Below are 14,794 nucleotides of genomic sequence, written 5' to 3'. Positions count from 1 at the left end.
GATTGGAGGAACTCGTTTATGAAACAACTTGAATACAAGAAAGTCTTGGAGCAGGATATGTTTCAAAAAATATCCGGCCATGAACAAGTAGTGTTTTGCAATGACCCCTCTACAGGACTGCGGGCTATCATTGCCATACACAATACAACCCTTGGGCCTGCTTTAGGTGGAACCCGCATGTATCCATATAGCAGTATCGACGAGGCACTTGAGGATGTTCTTAAGCTATCAGAAGGTATGACTGCCAAATGTGCTGCCAGTGATGTCGATTTTGGTGGCGGAAAAGCGGTGATAATAGGCGACCCTGAAAAAGATAAATCCCCTGCCATGTTTCGTGCTTTTGGTCAATTTGTAGATTCATTGAATGGAAGGTTTTATACCGGAACAGATATGGGAACCACAATGGATGATTTCGTCCACGCTTTGAAAGAAACCAATTTTATTAACGGAATACCCGAAGCATTTGGAGGAAGTGGCGATTCATCCATTCCAACTGCCCAGGGCGTTATATATGGGATAAAAGCGACGAATCAATATCTATACGGTAGTGATAATTTAGCCGGGAAAACATATTCCATTCAGGGACTAGGAAAAGTGGGGTTCAAGGTTGCAGAGCAGCTACTGGAAGAGGGAGGGGAATTATATGTCACAGACGTTAATCATCAAGCGATTGATGCCATAAAAACCAGGGCTGTTGAACTGGGAGCGAGTGTGAAGGTTGTAGGAATTAACGAGATATATGGTGTGGATTCGAATATATTTGTACCTTGTGCAATGGGACGGATTATCAATGATCAAACTATTCCACAGTTGAAGGTAGATGCCATTGTTGGATCGGCAAACAACCAGTTACAACATGAAAGACATGTACAAATATTACATGATAGAGGTATTTTGTATGCACCCGACTATATTGTTAATGCAGGTGGACTTATCCAGGTCGCAGACGAACTTTATGAGCCAAATAGAAAGCGTGTCCTATTAAAATTAAAAGCAATTTTTGATTCATTGCTGGAAATCTATGAACAATCAAGTCTTGATTGTATCACAACCATGGAATCTGCAAATCAAAAGTGTCAACAGCGGTTAGAAGAGCAACGTGCACGAAACAACTTCTTTGCCCGAAGCAAGAGACCTAAATGGAACGTTAGAGTATAGAGCTGAATCTATATTAAGAAGGTGGAGATTACATGAAGGAACGATATCCTCTTTTTCAAATTATTGATAAGGACGGAAGAGTTACAACTGAAGACTATGAATCAGAATTGACAGAAGAGAAGGTAAGGTCATTATATTATCACATGACACGTATTCGTACCTATGATCAAAAAGGTGTAGCATTACAGCGGCAAGGTCGGATTGGAACCTATGTATCATTTTCCGGGCAGGAGGCAGCCCAAGTTGGAAGTGCTTCTGCTTTAGGGGAAGAGGATTGGATGTTTCCAACCTACCGTGATCATGGGGCATCTTTAACGTTTGGAGCTGATTTGGATATGATGCTGCTTCATTGGAACGGGCGTATTGAGGGATGTCTGCCATCAAGAAGGAAAAAGATTCTTCCAGCATCAATCCCTATTGCAACACATCTTCCACACGCTGCCGGTACTGCAATGGCGGAAACCTATAAGGGAACAAACAATACTGCAATTGCCTACTTTGGGGACGGAGCAACCTCTGAAGGTGACTTCCACGAGGGTCTCAATATTGCTAGTGTTTTTAAGGCACCGGTTGTGTTTTTTAACCAAAACAACGGTTTTGCAATTTCGCTTCCTGTAGAGAAACAGATGAATTCGGAAACTATTGCACAGAAGGCAGAAGCTTACGGAATTCCTGGTATAAGAGTTGATGGAATGGACGTTTTCGCCGTAAATATAGCAGTTAAAGAAGCCATCGACCGAGCCAAAAGAGGTGAGGGCCCTACATTGATTGAAGCAGTAACGATTCGATTTGGTGCTCACACTACTGCAGATGATCCATCTAAATACCGTGATCAAGAAAAAATAAATGACACACGTGACGAATTAGACCCGATTTTTAGGTTAGAAAGGTTTATGAAAAACAATGCTATGTGGGATGAAGAGTGGGTTTCGGAAATCAGACAAGAAATAACACAAGAACTGGAAGCAGCAATCGAGAAAATGGAATCTTATAGAAAACCTGCAATTGAGGATATGTTCGATTACGTTTTTGAGAAACCGACGTGGACAATAGATAAACAGAAAAATTACTTAATGGCGGGAGGTAAACAATAGCTATGGCAATATCCAAAGAGCTTGAAAAACAGAAACCAAAAACCAGGAGAGATTCACTGACACTCATACAAGCAATTAACGACGGGCTACGCGTAATGTTGGCTGAAGATGCGAACACCCTTCTCCTTGGGGAGGATGTTGGTAAAAATGGTGGTGTCTTTCGTGCCACTGATGGTCTGCAGGAAGAATTCGGCAGTAACAGGGTGATCGATACCCCGCTTAGTGAGGCTGGATTTGTCGGTGCGGCTGTGGGCATGGGATTAAATGGTTTACGGCCTATCGTGGAAATTCAATTCCTTGGGTTTATATATCCAGCTTATGAACAAATTGCAACGCATGTAACACGGACACGTACACGAACAATGGGGCATTATAATTTGCCGATGGTTATTCGCGCTCCATATGGTGCTGGAGTGAGGTCACCGGAAATTCATTCGGATAGTGTGGAGGCGCTTTTCACCCACCTTCCTGGAATTAAAGTAGTATGTCCGTCCAACGCGTATGATGCAAAGGGGCTATTGATCGCCGCTATCGAAGACCCGGACCCTGTATTATTTTTGGAGCCTATGCGTCTGTATCGTGGTGAACGAGTTGACGTACCAGATGAAAAATACAGTCTGGAGCTTGGGAAGGGAAATTTATTGGAAGAGGGCAGTGATGTGACTGTACTTGCTTGGGGAGCGATGATGCCTGTAGTCACTACGGCTGTGGAACAAATGAAGGAGAAAGATATATCCTGCGATGTAATTGATCTTCGGACATTGTATCCGCTGGATAAAGATATTATTTCCGAGTCGGTACAAAAAACAGGAAGAGTAGTGATTGTACATGAAGCTCATGAAACGGGAGGCGTTGGCGGTGAGATTATATCGATCATCAATGACACCTCTTTCCTCTACTTAAAGGCGCCTATCGAAAGGGTGACCGGATTTGACGTTCCAATCCCTTTATTCTCATTGGAAAATGACTACTTACCTACTGATGAACGTGTGAAAGCTGCGATACAAAAAGTAATAGACTTTTAGGAGGTGAAATAATTGGTAGAGGTTAAATTCAGTGATATCGGTGAAGGGATGAATGAAGGAGAGATCATTCATTACTTTGTTAAGGTTGGTGATGAAGTAAACGTCGACCAACCACTAGTAGAGTTGCAGACTGATAAGATGGTTGCAGAAATCCCCGCACCAGCAGCAGGTAAAATAAAAAACATTCATTATGATGCGGGAGATGTTGTCACAGTAGGAACCGTTTTGATGGAAATTGAAAATAATCGGGAGAAAGCTTCCTCATCTGATGAAATGGAGGAGCAGCATGCAACGGCAACCAAGGAATACAGCAGATTTAAAATGAACAAACCTAAACATAAGAAATTTGACCGTGTCCTGGCCGCGCCATATACAAGGAAAATCGCTCGTGACAATGATGTCGATATTGAGACTATTCAAGGGACTGGACCAAGCGGACGCGTAACAGAAGAAGATGTTTTACTAGTAGCCAATCAAACATCATCCTCGTCGGAAGAAGGATTTTCCCAAACCCAGGTGGATGTGGTCGACAATGAGCAGGAAACGCTTGGAGATACAATTCCGTATAAGGGTATTCGAAAGCAGACCGGTATCAAGTTGAGTCATTCATTGAATACGATTCCACATGTTACGCACTTTGACGAAGCCGATGTCACGAATTTACTGGAATTTCGTAACGAGCTTAAGGAATCAGGAGAAAATATATCAGTTGCATCTTTTTTCGTAAAAGCTATTGTTATTGCCTTAAAAGAGTTCAGAATCTTTAATGCCCAACTTGATGAAGAGAATGAAGTGATTCATCTTTTGAAGGATTATAATATCGGAATCGCCACGAATACAAAGGAAGGCCTGCTTGTCCCGGTAATTAACGATGTCGACCAAAAGTCAATCCGAACAATCAGCACAGAAATGAAAGCGTTAACAGTTAAGGCGCAGGAAGGAAAAATAACTTCCGATGATATGAAACAGGGGACATTTACAGTCAATAATGTCGGACCACTTGGCGGGATAGCTGCAACGCCGATTATCAATCATCCGCAAACAGGGATTATGACTTTTCATAAAACGAAAAAAAGGCCGGTTATAACAGATGATGACGAAATCGTAATTCGTTCCATTATGACACTATCATTTTCATTTGATCATCGTGTCGCTGATGGTGCCGAATCAATTGCCTTTGTCAATCGTTTTATAGACTTGATTGAAAGCCCGAAAAAGCTGCTATTGGAGTTGATTTGATTGGTTGTTGGAGAGTTTGCTGAGCAACGTGAATTAATTATTGTTGGGGGTGGTCCCGGTGGTTATAATGCTGCTATACGGGCAGCACAATTAGGAATACAAGTAACGCTCATAGAGAAGGAGGAGGTTGGTGGTGTTTGTTTAAATAAAGGATGCATTCCGTCCAAGGTATTTACACATACTGCCAAACAACTTGCATCAATACCGAACCTCAGTAATCTTGGCATATCGGTGGGAAGCCCGTCCGTCAATTTTACCCAACTAATAGCTTACAAAGATCAGAAAGTTGAACAACTAAGAAAGGGTGTGGAGGCTCTATGCAGTGCAAATCAAATTGAGATAATCCGTGGTACTGCAAATTTCACCTCCAACAATCGAATCGGCGTTGAAATAGGGCATCGTTTCGAACAATATGAGTTTAAACATGCGATTATAGCTACTGGAGGTTCTTACAGGCTTCCAGAAAACCTGAGACAACACGAAGATCGCCTTAAGCTGCCGGACACTATCTACAATATCAGCGAAATGCCCGAAGAAATCATTGTTTACGGCAGTGATTATATTGCACTGGAGGCTGCATTTAGTTTTCATCACTTGGGTGCTACAGTGACGATGGTGCTGGATGAAGAGGGTGGATTTGCCTTTGATGAATCCATTAACCGGGAACTCAAACGTATATTGAAAAAAGAAAAGATTAAAGTTTATCAGGGTTATACCTTGGAAGCGATTAAGTCCTCAGCGGAAAGCATTGAGGTAAAACTTTCAACGGATGAAAATACATTTTCCATCTCTGGTGACTATTTATATCTTGGAACTGACCATAGACCCAATATAGATGAATTGGGTATTGAAAGACTTGGAATAACATTGACGGATGATGGTTTTATAAATGTAGACAATCAGATGAGAACTACACTGGATTCCATTTTTGCTATTGGTGACACAACAGTAGGAACGGCGTCTGCTGTAAAAGCTATTAAACAAGGAAAGGTGGTGGCAGAAACAATTGCAGGGTTAAAGAGTGAGTTGGATCTCACATTTATCCCAGATGTCGTTCATAGTATACCGCCAATTGCTGCGGTTGGATTGACCGAAGCAGAAGCAAAAGAACAAGGGTATAATGCGAAAGTAAGCCAATTTCCATATGGCAGTAATAGTTACGGAACCATCACGGATGAAAAAAATGGTGTGACAAAAGTAATCAAGGATGCCGAAACAGACTTACTGTTGGGATACCATTCTATAGGAGCTGGGGCTATTGAGTTAATAAGCTCGGCAGTTACAGCACTTGAAATGGCTGGACATGACGAGGATTTGAAATTTCCTCTATATCCGCATCCAAGCTATAATGAGACCCTTTTGGAAGCAGTGGAAGGGTTGACTGAAAGTGCTATCCATAAAAAACCAAAGAAGCAAAAGGCCAAGTTGTGATTTATGTTAACCACCAAGCTGAACAGCAGCACGAAATTTTGTCTAATACTATTCATTTACCCACACATCAGTCAGAAATAGTTTCTTATTGATCTTTTAAATTTTAAAAAAGGGGATTTTTAAATGTATCGTATTAAAGCTGTTCAAACGCCTTCTCTGATGGAGGCACTGTTACTAACGATTACAATCATTGTTGTTATCAGTTCCAGTATTATTTTCTTTGGTGCTGCACCACATGTTCCACTGGTTATATCATTGTTACTTTTATGTATATACGGGCTTGTGAAAAAGGTTCCTTACAAGACGCTTGAAGAGGGAATTATCGAAGGTGCCAAAAGTGGGATGGGCGCTGTATTCATTTTCTTCTTTATTGGCATTCTTATTGCTTCATGGATGCTCGGTGGAACAATCCCAACACTGATTTATGCCGGATTTGAATTGGTCACCCCGAGTTTCTACTTTGCGATTATATTTGTATGTACAGCACTTGTCGGCATGGTGGTCGGGAGCTCGCTTACAACAGTTGCAACAGTTGGTGTGGCGTTTATTGGGATTTCCGGTGCGGTTGATGTTTCATTGGCTATTACTGCTGGTGCAATTGTGTCTGGTGCCTTTTTCGGGGATAAAATGTCACCAATTTCCGATACGACCAATATGGCATCGGCAATTTTAAAGGTAGATTTGTTTGAGCACATTAGGAATATGATGTGGACTACTATTCCTGCCTTTGTCATAACGTTTATCATTTTTGCGGTTATTTCTCCAACATTAACCGATTCGAACTTTGGGAACATGGAGGTTTTTAAGGAAGGATTATTAGCGACTGATCTGGTTCATTGGTATAACGGTGCCATTCCACTTGCTGTCTTGTTGGTGTTATCCATCTTGAAAGTTCCTGCTATCCTAACAATAGCAGCGGGGTCTGTTAGTGCGATTGCCCTCTCATTTATAAATGGTATACAATCGCTTAAGCAACTATTTGGCGTCTTAATGGGTGGCTTTGTTTCAGAAACCGGAGTGGAAAAAATTGATTCCCTTTTAACGCGTGGTGGAATTGATAGTATGCTATTTACAATCGGACTCGTATTGCTTGCGTTAAGTATGGGTGGATTATTATTTACACTGGGCATTATCCCTAGGTTGCTTGCGTCAATTGAGCATTTACTGAAAAAAATATCTTCCGTTATCACAGCCTCAGCACTAACAGCAATCGGCATTAATGTGTTGATTGGTGAACAATATTTATCCATTCTTTTAACAGGGGAAACATATCGATCCCAGTACTCTAAAGTAGGTTTGGCGAACAAAAACTTATCAAGAGTTGCAGAGGATGCAGGTACAGTTATTAACCCACTGGTCCCATGGAGTGTATGTGGGGTATTTATTGCTTCTGTACTGGGAGTCCCTACTTTAGAATACCTGCCGTTTGCGTTTTTCTGTTTATTATCGCCACTTCTGACGGTTTTCTTCGGATATACCGGGTGGACTTTAACTCATGTACCATCAGATCAGACTGTAACAAATAAATCACAGCATACAGAAGTACAAACGACAGGAACGGAATGAATTTGAATTATTAACTTCCACATGTGCTGAAGGAGGAGAGGTTGGGACATCACTTTAATCTGTCTTTAAATTCCCGCGAAAAATGCACGGAGACTACAAAGGGAGTTAACTGGACTAGGCAGCAGACCGGAAAAGAACTTATGGAAGTGATTAAGTTGAATCCAAGCAAGTACAGCATTTGTACTTTAAGAGATTTTGGAACTTAACGATTTATTGTTATTTATCTTTGAAAGTAAAGGTTAGCTAATCAGGAAAAGTTCCTCCTGATTAGCTGACATTTAACTAGGAGTTGGTGATATTTCTGCATTTTTTGCCTCCTTGAATAATTCAATGAAACGACTTGCACTTTTAGATAGGTAGCGGTCCTTTAGCCAGATAATTGATGATTCAGAAACGACATTTGCATCTTTTATGGCTAATATTTTTGTGTTTCGGTGATCCAGTTTTGTTACAGCTGAGACAGGTACAATTGTTGCGCCTATTTCTTCGTTAACAAGATCTAAAATCATATCAACATCAGGACATTCGCAAATAATATTCGGTTTCAGTTTCTTTTCTCTAAAAGTATTCATAATAACCTCGAACTGTCCAACACCATTAATTCGATGTAAAAGCAATAACGGTATTTTTGCTAACTCCTTCAGTGAAATTACATGGTCATCATTACCTACCCATTGTTCTGGAATAATTACTACGTATTCCTCCGTTGGCAAGGAATAACTTGAAAACGGTTTCATTTCAAGCGGCAATCGGACGATTGCCAGGTCGATATCACGATTATGTAGCTGCTCTTTCAGTCGGTAAGTATCGCCTTCTCTTAACTCGATCTTAACGTTAGGGTATTGTTCCCGGAACTTACGTAGACGGTTGGGGACGTTGGAAAAACAAGACTTTACACAACCGATGGAAAGTTTTCCTTTCATACCCTTTCCTGTCTCGATCACTTCCATTTTAGCTTCATCTAAATAGTTGAAAAGTCTTTCCGCTTTCTTGTATAGTACCGTACCTGCTTCGGTAAGCTCCATTTTTCTGCCATTTCTTTCGAATAACATGACTCCCAATTCATCTTCCAGGGCCTTTAAAGACTGACTTAATGGGGGTTGTGCCATATGAAGTTGTTTCGCTGCGCGGGTTATCTGTCCGACCTTGGCGATTGTATGAAAATAACGTAGCTGCCTCATATCCATACTTTTTTCCTCCATATATTTATTTTATATACTTAAGCGAACAAATGGATATTTCACATATAGTATAACACTATGCTAAACTTTCTAACAATGAAAATAGTGAAAACTCTAACTGTCGCTACTTTTCAGATAACTACAAGCTAATTAACTTCAATTTTGGAGGTGTAACCAGGTAAAATGAAAGCGGTTTTTTAGAACGTTGTTATGATGATCAATCTGTATAATCAACAAAAAATTAGCTAAGGAGGAGTTTGTTTATGTTAGGAATGGAAGATGACATTATCGCTTTAGCCTGGATTTTGACTGTTCTATCGGGAGTTGGTTGTGCTCTATTTGGTCTGATTTTCTGGAATCGTCAAGGGGATGAGTCTGAATGAATTTAGTGATATTTATTCCTTTACTCGTTGTTTATTTAATAATTATGTCGGGTCTGGCTTATTATGGATACCGAAAAACGAATACAGAAGCGGACTATTTGATTGCAGGAGGGAATATTAATCCGGTTGTTATGGCTCTTTCATACGGTGCAACCTTTATCAGTACCTCTTCATTAATAGGTTTTGGCGGAGTTTCAGCAACATTTGGTTTCGGGTTATTGTGGTTGGCATTTCTGAATATCGTTTTAGGAGTTTTTGTGGCCTTTGCGGTTTTTGGTACCAGAATCAGAAGGCTTTCAAAGGAATTGAATGTTTTTACCTTTCCATCGTTACTGGGTGAAAAGTACAATTCGAGATTCATTACGGTTTTCTCTGGCCTCATGATCTTTGTATTCATGCCGGCTTATACGAGTATCGTTCTCATTGGTGGTGGCCGGTTTATAGAGAAAACGTTAGGTATAAATTTTAATGTTGGTCTACTGGTTATTGCCTTAATTGTAGGCATCTACGTTGTAAGTGGTGGAATAAAAGCTGTCATGTATACGGATGCCTTTGCAGCTTTGATGATGCTTTTTATGATGGCAATGTTTTTATTTATGATTTATCAGTCAGTTGGCGGGGTCTCTGTTGGTCACAGTGCATTGACAGCGATGCAAGATCTTGTTCCGGAAGCACTGCTCGAGCAGGGTCATAATGGTTGGACAGCAATGCCTGATTTTGGATCACCATTATGGTGGACCCTCGTCAGCACGTTAATTATGGGTGTTGGTATTGGTGTGTTGGCACAACCACAATTGGCCATGCGTGCTATGACTGTTAAAGATGATCGGTCATTGTACCGTTCTGTGCTTGTAGGTGGAATATTCATCTTTTTTATGACAGGTGCCATTTATATGATCGGCCCTTTGAGTAATGTTTACTTTTACAATACACAGGGCGAATTAGCATTGGCAGTCGCAGGTGGGAACCCAGATACTGTAGTACCAATATTAATTGCCAACATGATGCCAGACTGGTTCGTTTACTTATTTACACTGACAGCACTATCTGCAGTTCTCTCCACTGTCAGTTCTCTGATACACGTACAAGCATCCTCATTCAGTGAAGACATTCTCAAAAAAATGGGTGTCACATCATTTTTTGGTAATAAAACAGAATTGACAAGAATTGGTGTAATCATCGGAATTATTGCAGCTATTGTGCTTGCGTACGTTTTACCTGGGGGAGTTATTGCAAGAGCAACAGCTTTTTGGTTTGGTATTTGTGCGGCTGGATTCTTACCGGTTTTAATAGGTGCACTATTTTGGGATAAAGGAACAGCAAAAGCTGCTAATGCAAGTGTTGTCGTAGGCTTCACTGTCAGTATTGTCGGCTTTATATTTCTCCATGAAAAAGAAGCTGCTGCTTTTGGAATATCTAAAGTACTGTTCGGGAAATCGACTTTACTTGGTTATCCAATGACACATGTTGATCCGTTATTCTATGCACTGCCACTTTCAGCTATCGTTTTTATCGTAGTTAGTTTGGTCACCGGGAGGGACAAGCAAGTTGAACAACATGATGATGTGGGGTTGGATCACGATATTGCTTCCAAATAATTTTTTAATAAGGCAATTCTGAAAAGTATATTTATTTTATATACAATCGTAATGAAATAGATATTTTTAATATATTCACTACCGTGATAGTGTTAATGTATAACAATTCTAAATGTTCAAAGGAGAGATGCTTATATGTCAAATGTTGATGAGATTAAGCAACGATTACGTGGCGTATCAATAGCGCCGGTCATTACACCATTTAAAGAAGATGGATCTGTTGATTACAACACGCTTGAAAGCTTAATTGACTGGCAAATCAAAAGTGGGAGTCATGCCATTTCTGTTACCGGTACGAGTGGAGAGCCTAGTTCTTTGACACCAGAAGAACGCGTGAAGGTAATGGAAACTGCAATGAAAGCTGTTGATGGAAGGGTTCCATTTCTCCCAGGAACGGGTTCGACAAATCATGAAGAGACAAAGTATCTAACGAAGAAAGCTGCCGAAATAGGAGCTGACGCTGCTCTTGTAATTGTTCCATATTACAATAAGCCGAATCAGGATGCACTTTACAAACATTACAAAACAATTGCTACATCTGTGGATCTCCCAATTATTGTTTATAACATTCCTGGGCGTACAGCAGTAAACCTTGAGGTAGATACATTAGCTAAAATCAGTAAAGAGTGCCCGAATGTTATTGGGGTTAAGGAATCAAACAAAGATTTTGAGCATGTAAATCGTGTATTGCTTAAATGCGGAAGAGATTTTCTTTTATTCTCCGGGATTGAGTTACTGTGTTTCCCAATGCTCGCAATCGGTGGGGCCGGTTCTGTCAGTGCAACAGCTAACGTAGTACCGGAAAAAGTGGCTGAAATGCATGATGCATGGAATAATGGGGACCTGAAACGTGCACAGGAACTGCATTACGAATTAATGCCTCTTAACGATGTGTTATTTAAAGATACAAATCCCGCGCCGGCAAAAGTAGCTTTGGGACTTATGGGGAAAATCCATCCTGCATTGCGCCTGCCAATGGATCTACCTTCAAAAGAACTTCAAGAGGAAATTAAAAGTGTTTTAGAAAATTATGTTGAATTAAATGAAGGCGCTTCCATAACTCGATAAGAGAGATTCATTAATAAAGGAGTGAGATTTCATATGACACAAACGCAATTTGATAAGCAGCAATTTTTGAAGGATTTAGAGGTAAAAGATATTCAGTTATATGTAAATGGAGAGTTTATCGATGCGGAATCAACCAAAACATTCGATAATTTAAATCCTTTTACAAATGAAGTTATTAACCATGTAGCTGAAGGCGATAAAGCCGATATCGATAAAGCGGTTGAATCTGCCAAAGCTGCCTTTAAAGGTACATGGGGCAAGTTGAAAGTTGCTGAACGATTAGAATATGTAAACAAAATTGCGGAAGTCATTGATGAACACGTTGAGGAAGTTGCGCTGCTTGAATCATATGATACGGGGCTTCCTATAAGTCAAACAAGAAAGATGGTCGCCAGGGCAGCAAAAAACTTTCGATTCTATGCTGAAATGGTTTCAAGCAGAATGGTCGGCGAGGCATATCAGGTGGATGATGAATTTATCAATTACACAATCCACAAACCACGCGGTGTAGCAGGATTAATTACTCCATGGAATGCGCCATTTATGCTTGAAACGTGGAAAATCGCACCTGCACTTGCAACAGGGAATACGGTTGTTTTAAAGCCAGCGGAATGGTCTCCCTTAACAGCAAATAAACTTGCAGAGATTATTGATGAAGTAGGACTTCCGGATGGTGTTTTCAATGTCGTGCATGGATTTGGTGAAACGGCAGGGGCTTCACTTGTTTCAAACCCGGACGTTAAACTGATTTCATTTACAGGAGAGACCAAGACTGGATCGGAAATCACCAAAAACGGTGCGGATTCATTGAAGGAAGTCTCCATGGAACTAGGTGGGAAGTCTCCAATTATAGTTTTTGATGATGCCGATTTCGATCGAGCACTTGATGCTTGTACATGGGGTATTTTCTCATTCAATGGAGAACGTTGTACCGCAAATTCACGACTTTTTTTACATGAAAATATTTACGATGAATTTGTTGAGGAGTTAAAAGAAAGAGTGGGCAACATTGTTGTCGGTGACCCGATGGATGATAAAACACAAGTTGGTCCACTAATCCATTCAACTCATTTTAATAATGTAACACGCTATTTGAAGATTGCGGAAGAGGAAGGCGGGCAGCTTGTTAGCGGAAAAATCCCAGAAGAGTTCAAGCAAGGCAATTTCGTGGCCCCGACCTTAGTTTTAAATGCCACCAATGACAAATCTGTTGCACAGGAAGAAGTATTTGGTCCTGTACTTACAGTTATGAAATTTAAAGATGAAGAAGAAGTTATCGACCTGGCAAATGATATTGAATACGGTCTTGCCGGATATGTATGGACAAAAGATATTCAGCGTGGGCATAGGGTTGCGCAAGCAGTGGACTCTGGAATGTTGTGGATCAATTCGCAAAATGTCCGCGACTTACGAGTTCCATTTGGTGGTTCCAAGTCTAGTGGCATAGGCAGAGAAGGAGGCCATTATGCATTTGACTTCTACACAGAAAAACAAGTAATCCATGTGGCACTAACAGACCATCATATTCCCCAGTTCGGAAAGAAAAAAGATTAATAGAAGGAGGAAACACGATGCCAGCTAAAACAGGTAAAGAGTATATTGAAAGATTAAAGGCAGCAAACAATAACGTGTATATCCACGGGGAGAGGGTGGATGATGTCACCGAACATCCAGCCTTTAAAAATGTAGTTAATTCGATGGCAAGATTATACGATATTCAGCATGAACAACCGGAAAAAATGCTTTATACAAGTCCGACTTCCGGCGAGAAAGTCGGCAAGACATTTATGGTTCCCAAAACGATAGATGACTTGATTCAGCGGCGCGAGGCCATCATGGAATGGCAGCATTTTACAAATGGTTTGATGGGACGTTCACCTGATTATCTGAATGCTGATGTCATGGCGATGGGAGAAGCGAGTGAGTTTTTTGCAGAAGGAGATCCGATGTTTGCAGAAAACGCCAGAAGATATGCAGAATTTGCACGTGAAAATGATATAAGTTTAACGCATACGCTGATTCACCCGCAGGTTAACCGGGCTAAAATTCAAGCTGAACAAAAAGACGCAAATGTTGCACTTCATCTCGTGAAGAAAACGGATGAGGGGATAATTGTTGACGGGATAAGGCTCCTGGCAACACAGGGTGGTATTACAGACGAGATTCTTGTATTTCCATCCACGGTTAAAAAGTCCGGTGAGCTAGACGACCCATATTCACTGGCATTTGCGCTTCCAAACAATACACCAGGATTAAAATTCTTGTCCCGTGAATCATTTGACCAAGGTAAAAACACATATGATCATCCACTAAGTTCCAATTTTGAAGAAGGAGATACAATTGTAGCTTTTGACAATGTACTTGTACCTTGGGATAGAGTATTCGTTTGTGAAAATTCTTCTATTTGCAATCGTGCATTTGGTGAAACAAATGCTGTGGCACATATGTCGCACCAGGTTATTTCAAAAGGTGTCGCTAAAACGGAATTTCTGCTGGGTGTCGTGTTGACATTAATGGACTCTATCGGGATCGATAGTTTCCAGCATGTCAAGGATAAGGGCACCGAAATCATGTTAACTCTGGAAACAATGAAATCACACCTGTATAGAGCGGAACATAATGCAAGTATTGATAAATGGGGAATGATGACGCCAGACTTTGAAGCATTGGATGCCGCACGAAACTGGTATCCTCGGGTATATCCACGCATGGCGGAAATCGTACGTATTCTTGGGGCATCAGGACTAATGGGTATTCCAACGTATGACGACTTTAATAACGATGAAATCGGGCCAATTCTCCATAGGGCCATGCAAGGCAAAAATGTGGAGGGGTATGATCGCGTTCAGATTTTCCGGCTGGCTTGGGATTTGACAATGAGTTCATTCGGAAATCGCCAAACACACTATGAATACTACTTCTTTGGTGATCCAATAAAAATGGGGATGGCATACTTTGATAAATATGACAAAGAGCCATATAAGGAACATGTACGCAGTTTTCTTAATAACTTAGATGTTCCTAAACCGGAATTTGCCAAATCATGAGGAG

12 protein-coding genes are annotated in these 14,794 nt (G+C 40.7%); 11 read left to right on the top strand and 1 reads right to left on the bottom strand.

Annotated elements, in window-relative coordinates; translation table 11 throughout:
* Positions 1-18 precede the first annotated feature (18 nt).
* The 6 genes from ACFO3D_RS06715 (at position 19) to nhaC (ending at position 7,513) form a co-directional block, all read left to right on the top strand.
* Positions 19-1,158, top strand: a complete 1,140-nt coding sequence (locus tag ACFO3D_RS06715; RefSeq protein ID WP_390294082.1) for a Leu/Phe/Val dehydrogenase — start codon at positions 19-21, stop codon at positions 1,156-1,158.
* A 32-nt stretch (positions 1,159-1,190) separates the two neighbouring features.
* The gene (pdhA, locus tag ACFO3D_RS06710) at positions 1,191-2,252 is read left to right on the top strand and encodes a pyruvate dehydrogenase (acetyl-transferring) E1 component subunit alpha (RefSeq protein WP_390294080.1); all 1,062 of its coding nucleotides are present in this window, start codon (positions 1,191-1,193) and stop codon (positions 2,250-2,252) included.
* Positions 2,253-2,254: 2 nt separating this feature from the next.
* Positions 2,255-3,277 carry an alpha-ketoacid dehydrogenase subunit beta gene (locus ACFO3D_RS06705; protein WP_390294078.1) on the top strand — a complete coding sequence of 341 codons (1,023 nt, stop codon included), beginning with the start codon at positions 2,255-2,257 and terminating at the stop codon, positions 3,275-3,277.
* 12 nt (positions 3,278-3,289) lie between these two features.
* The gene (locus ACFO3D_RS06700) at positions 3,290-4,516 is read left to right on the top strand and encodes a dihydrolipoamide acetyltransferase family protein (RefSeq protein WP_390294076.1); all 1,227 of its coding nucleotides are present in this window, start codon (positions 3,290-3,292) and stop codon (positions 4,514-4,516) included.
* Positions 4,517-5,947 (top strand): dihydrolipoyl dehydrogenase family protein, encoded by a 1,431-nt coding sequence (locus ACFO3D_RS06695; protein WP_390294074.1) that lies wholly within the window; start codon positions 4,517-4,519, stop codon positions 5,945-5,947. It abuts the gene before it with no gap.
* Positions 5,948-6,070: 123 nt separating this feature from the next.
* On the top strand, positions 6,071-7,513 hold the full coding sequence (gene nhaC, locus ACFO3D_RS06690) for a Na+/H+ antiporter NhaC (protein WP_390294072.1): 1,443 nt from the start codon (positions 6,071-6,073) through the stop codon (positions 7,511-7,513).
* 278 nt (positions 7,514-7,791) lie between these two features.
* Here nhaC and ACFO3D_RS06685 read toward each other — a convergent pair whose 3' ends face one another.
* On the bottom strand, positions 7,792-8,700 hold the full coding sequence (locus tag ACFO3D_RS06685; protein WP_390294070.1) for a LysR family transcriptional regulator: 909 nt from the start codon (positions 8,698-8,700) through the stop codon (positions 7,792-7,794).
* A gap of 257 nt (positions 8,701-8,957) precedes the next feature.
* Between ACFO3D_RS06685 and ACFO3D_RS06680 the strand changes: the two genes are divergently transcribed.
* The 5 genes from ACFO3D_RS06680 (at position 8,958) to hpaB (ending at position 14,790) form a co-directional block, all read left to right on the top strand.
* Positions 8,958-9,077 carry a symporter small accessory protein gene (locus ACFO3D_RS06680; RefSeq protein ID WP_390294068.1) on the top strand — a complete coding sequence of 40 codons (120 nt, stop codon included), beginning with the start codon at positions 8,958-8,960 and terminating at the stop codon, positions 9,075-9,077.
* Complete coding sequence (locus ACFO3D_RS06675) at positions 9,074-10,675, top strand: sodium:solute symporter family protein (RefSeq protein ID WP_390294066.1); 1,602 nt, start codon at positions 9,074-9,076, stop codon at positions 10,673-10,675. Before ACFO3D_RS06680 ends, ACFO3D_RS06675 begins: the two co-directional genes overlap by 4 nt.
* A 135-nt stretch (positions 10,676-10,810) precedes the next feature.
* Entirely contained in the window at positions 10,811-11,743 is a 933-nt protein-coding gene (gene hpaI / locus ACFO3D_RS06670; protein WP_390294064.1) for a 2,4-dihydroxyhept-2-ene-1,7-dioic acid aldolase, read from the top strand.
* A 33-nt stretch (positions 11,744-11,776) separates the two neighbouring features.
* The gene (gene hpaE, locus ACFO3D_RS06665) at positions 11,777-13,297 is read left to right on the top strand and encodes a 5-carboxymethyl-2-hydroxymuconate semialdehyde dehydrogenase (RefSeq protein ID WP_390294062.1); all 1,521 of its coding nucleotides are present in this window, start codon (positions 11,777-11,779) and stop codon (positions 13,295-13,297) included.
* 17 nt (positions 13,298-13,314) lie between these two features.
* Positions 13,315-14,790: a 4-hydroxyphenylacetate 3-monooxygenase, oxygenase component gene (gene hpaB, locus ACFO3D_RS06660; RefSeq protein ID WP_390294060.1), complete on the top strand. Its 1,476-nt coding sequence runs from the start codon at positions 13,315-13,317 to the stop codon at positions 14,788-14,790.
* The last annotated feature ends 4 nt before the right edge of the window (positions 14,791-14,794 follow it).

Origin of the sequence: Virgibacillus kekensis (assembly GCF_042654125.1) — a bacterium.
Classification (GTDB): Bacteria; Bacillota; Bacilli; order Bacillales; family Amphibacillaceae; genus Lentibacillus; species Lentibacillus kekensis.
The sequence above is the reverse complement of the archived record's forward strand: the minus strand, read 5'-3'. Positions and strand labels throughout refer to the sequence as shown.

What these genes read in the sequence shown, in the direction of transcription:
- ACFO3D_RS06715 (WP_390294082.1), top strand. Translation starts at nt 19, where the DNA reads ATGAAACAACTTGAATACAAGAAAGTCTTGGAGCAGGATATGTTTCAA.
- pdhA (WP_390294080.1), top strand. Translation starts at nt 1,191, where the DNA reads ATGAAGGAACGATATCCTCTTTTTCAAATTATTGATAAGGACGGAAGA.
- ACFO3D_RS06705 (WP_390294078.1), top strand. Translation starts at nt 2,255, where the DNA reads ATGGCAATATCCAAAGAGCTTGAAAAACAGAAACCAAAAACCAGGAGA.
- nhaC (WP_390294072.1), top strand. Translation starts at nt 6,071, where the DNA reads ATGTATCGTATTAAAGCTGTTCAAACGCCTTCTCTGATGGAGGCACTG.
- ACFO3D_RS06685 (WP_390294070.1), bottom strand. Translation starts at nt 8,700, where the DNA reads ATGGATATGAGGCAGCTACGTTATTTTCATACAATCGCCAAGGTCGGA.
- ACFO3D_RS06680 (WP_390294068.1), top strand. Translation starts at nt 8,958, where the DNA reads ATGTTAGGAATGGAAGATGACATTATCGCTTTAGCCTGGATTTTGACT.
- ACFO3D_RS06675 (WP_390294066.1), top strand. Translation starts at nt 9,074, where the DNA reads ATGAATTTAGTGATATTTATTCCTTTACTCGTTGTTTATTTAATAATT.
- hpaI (WP_390294064.1), top strand. Translation starts at nt 10,811, where the DNA reads ATGTCAAATGTTGATGAGATTAAGCAACGATTACGTGGCGTATCAATA.
- hpaE (WP_390294062.1), top strand. Translation starts at nt 11,777, where the DNA reads ATGACACAAACGCAATTTGATAAGCAGCAATTTTTGAAGGATTTAGAG.
- hpaB (WP_390294060.1), top strand. Translation starts at nt 13,315, where the DNA reads ATGCCAGCTAAAACAGGTAAAGAGTATATTGAAAGATTAAAGGCAGCA.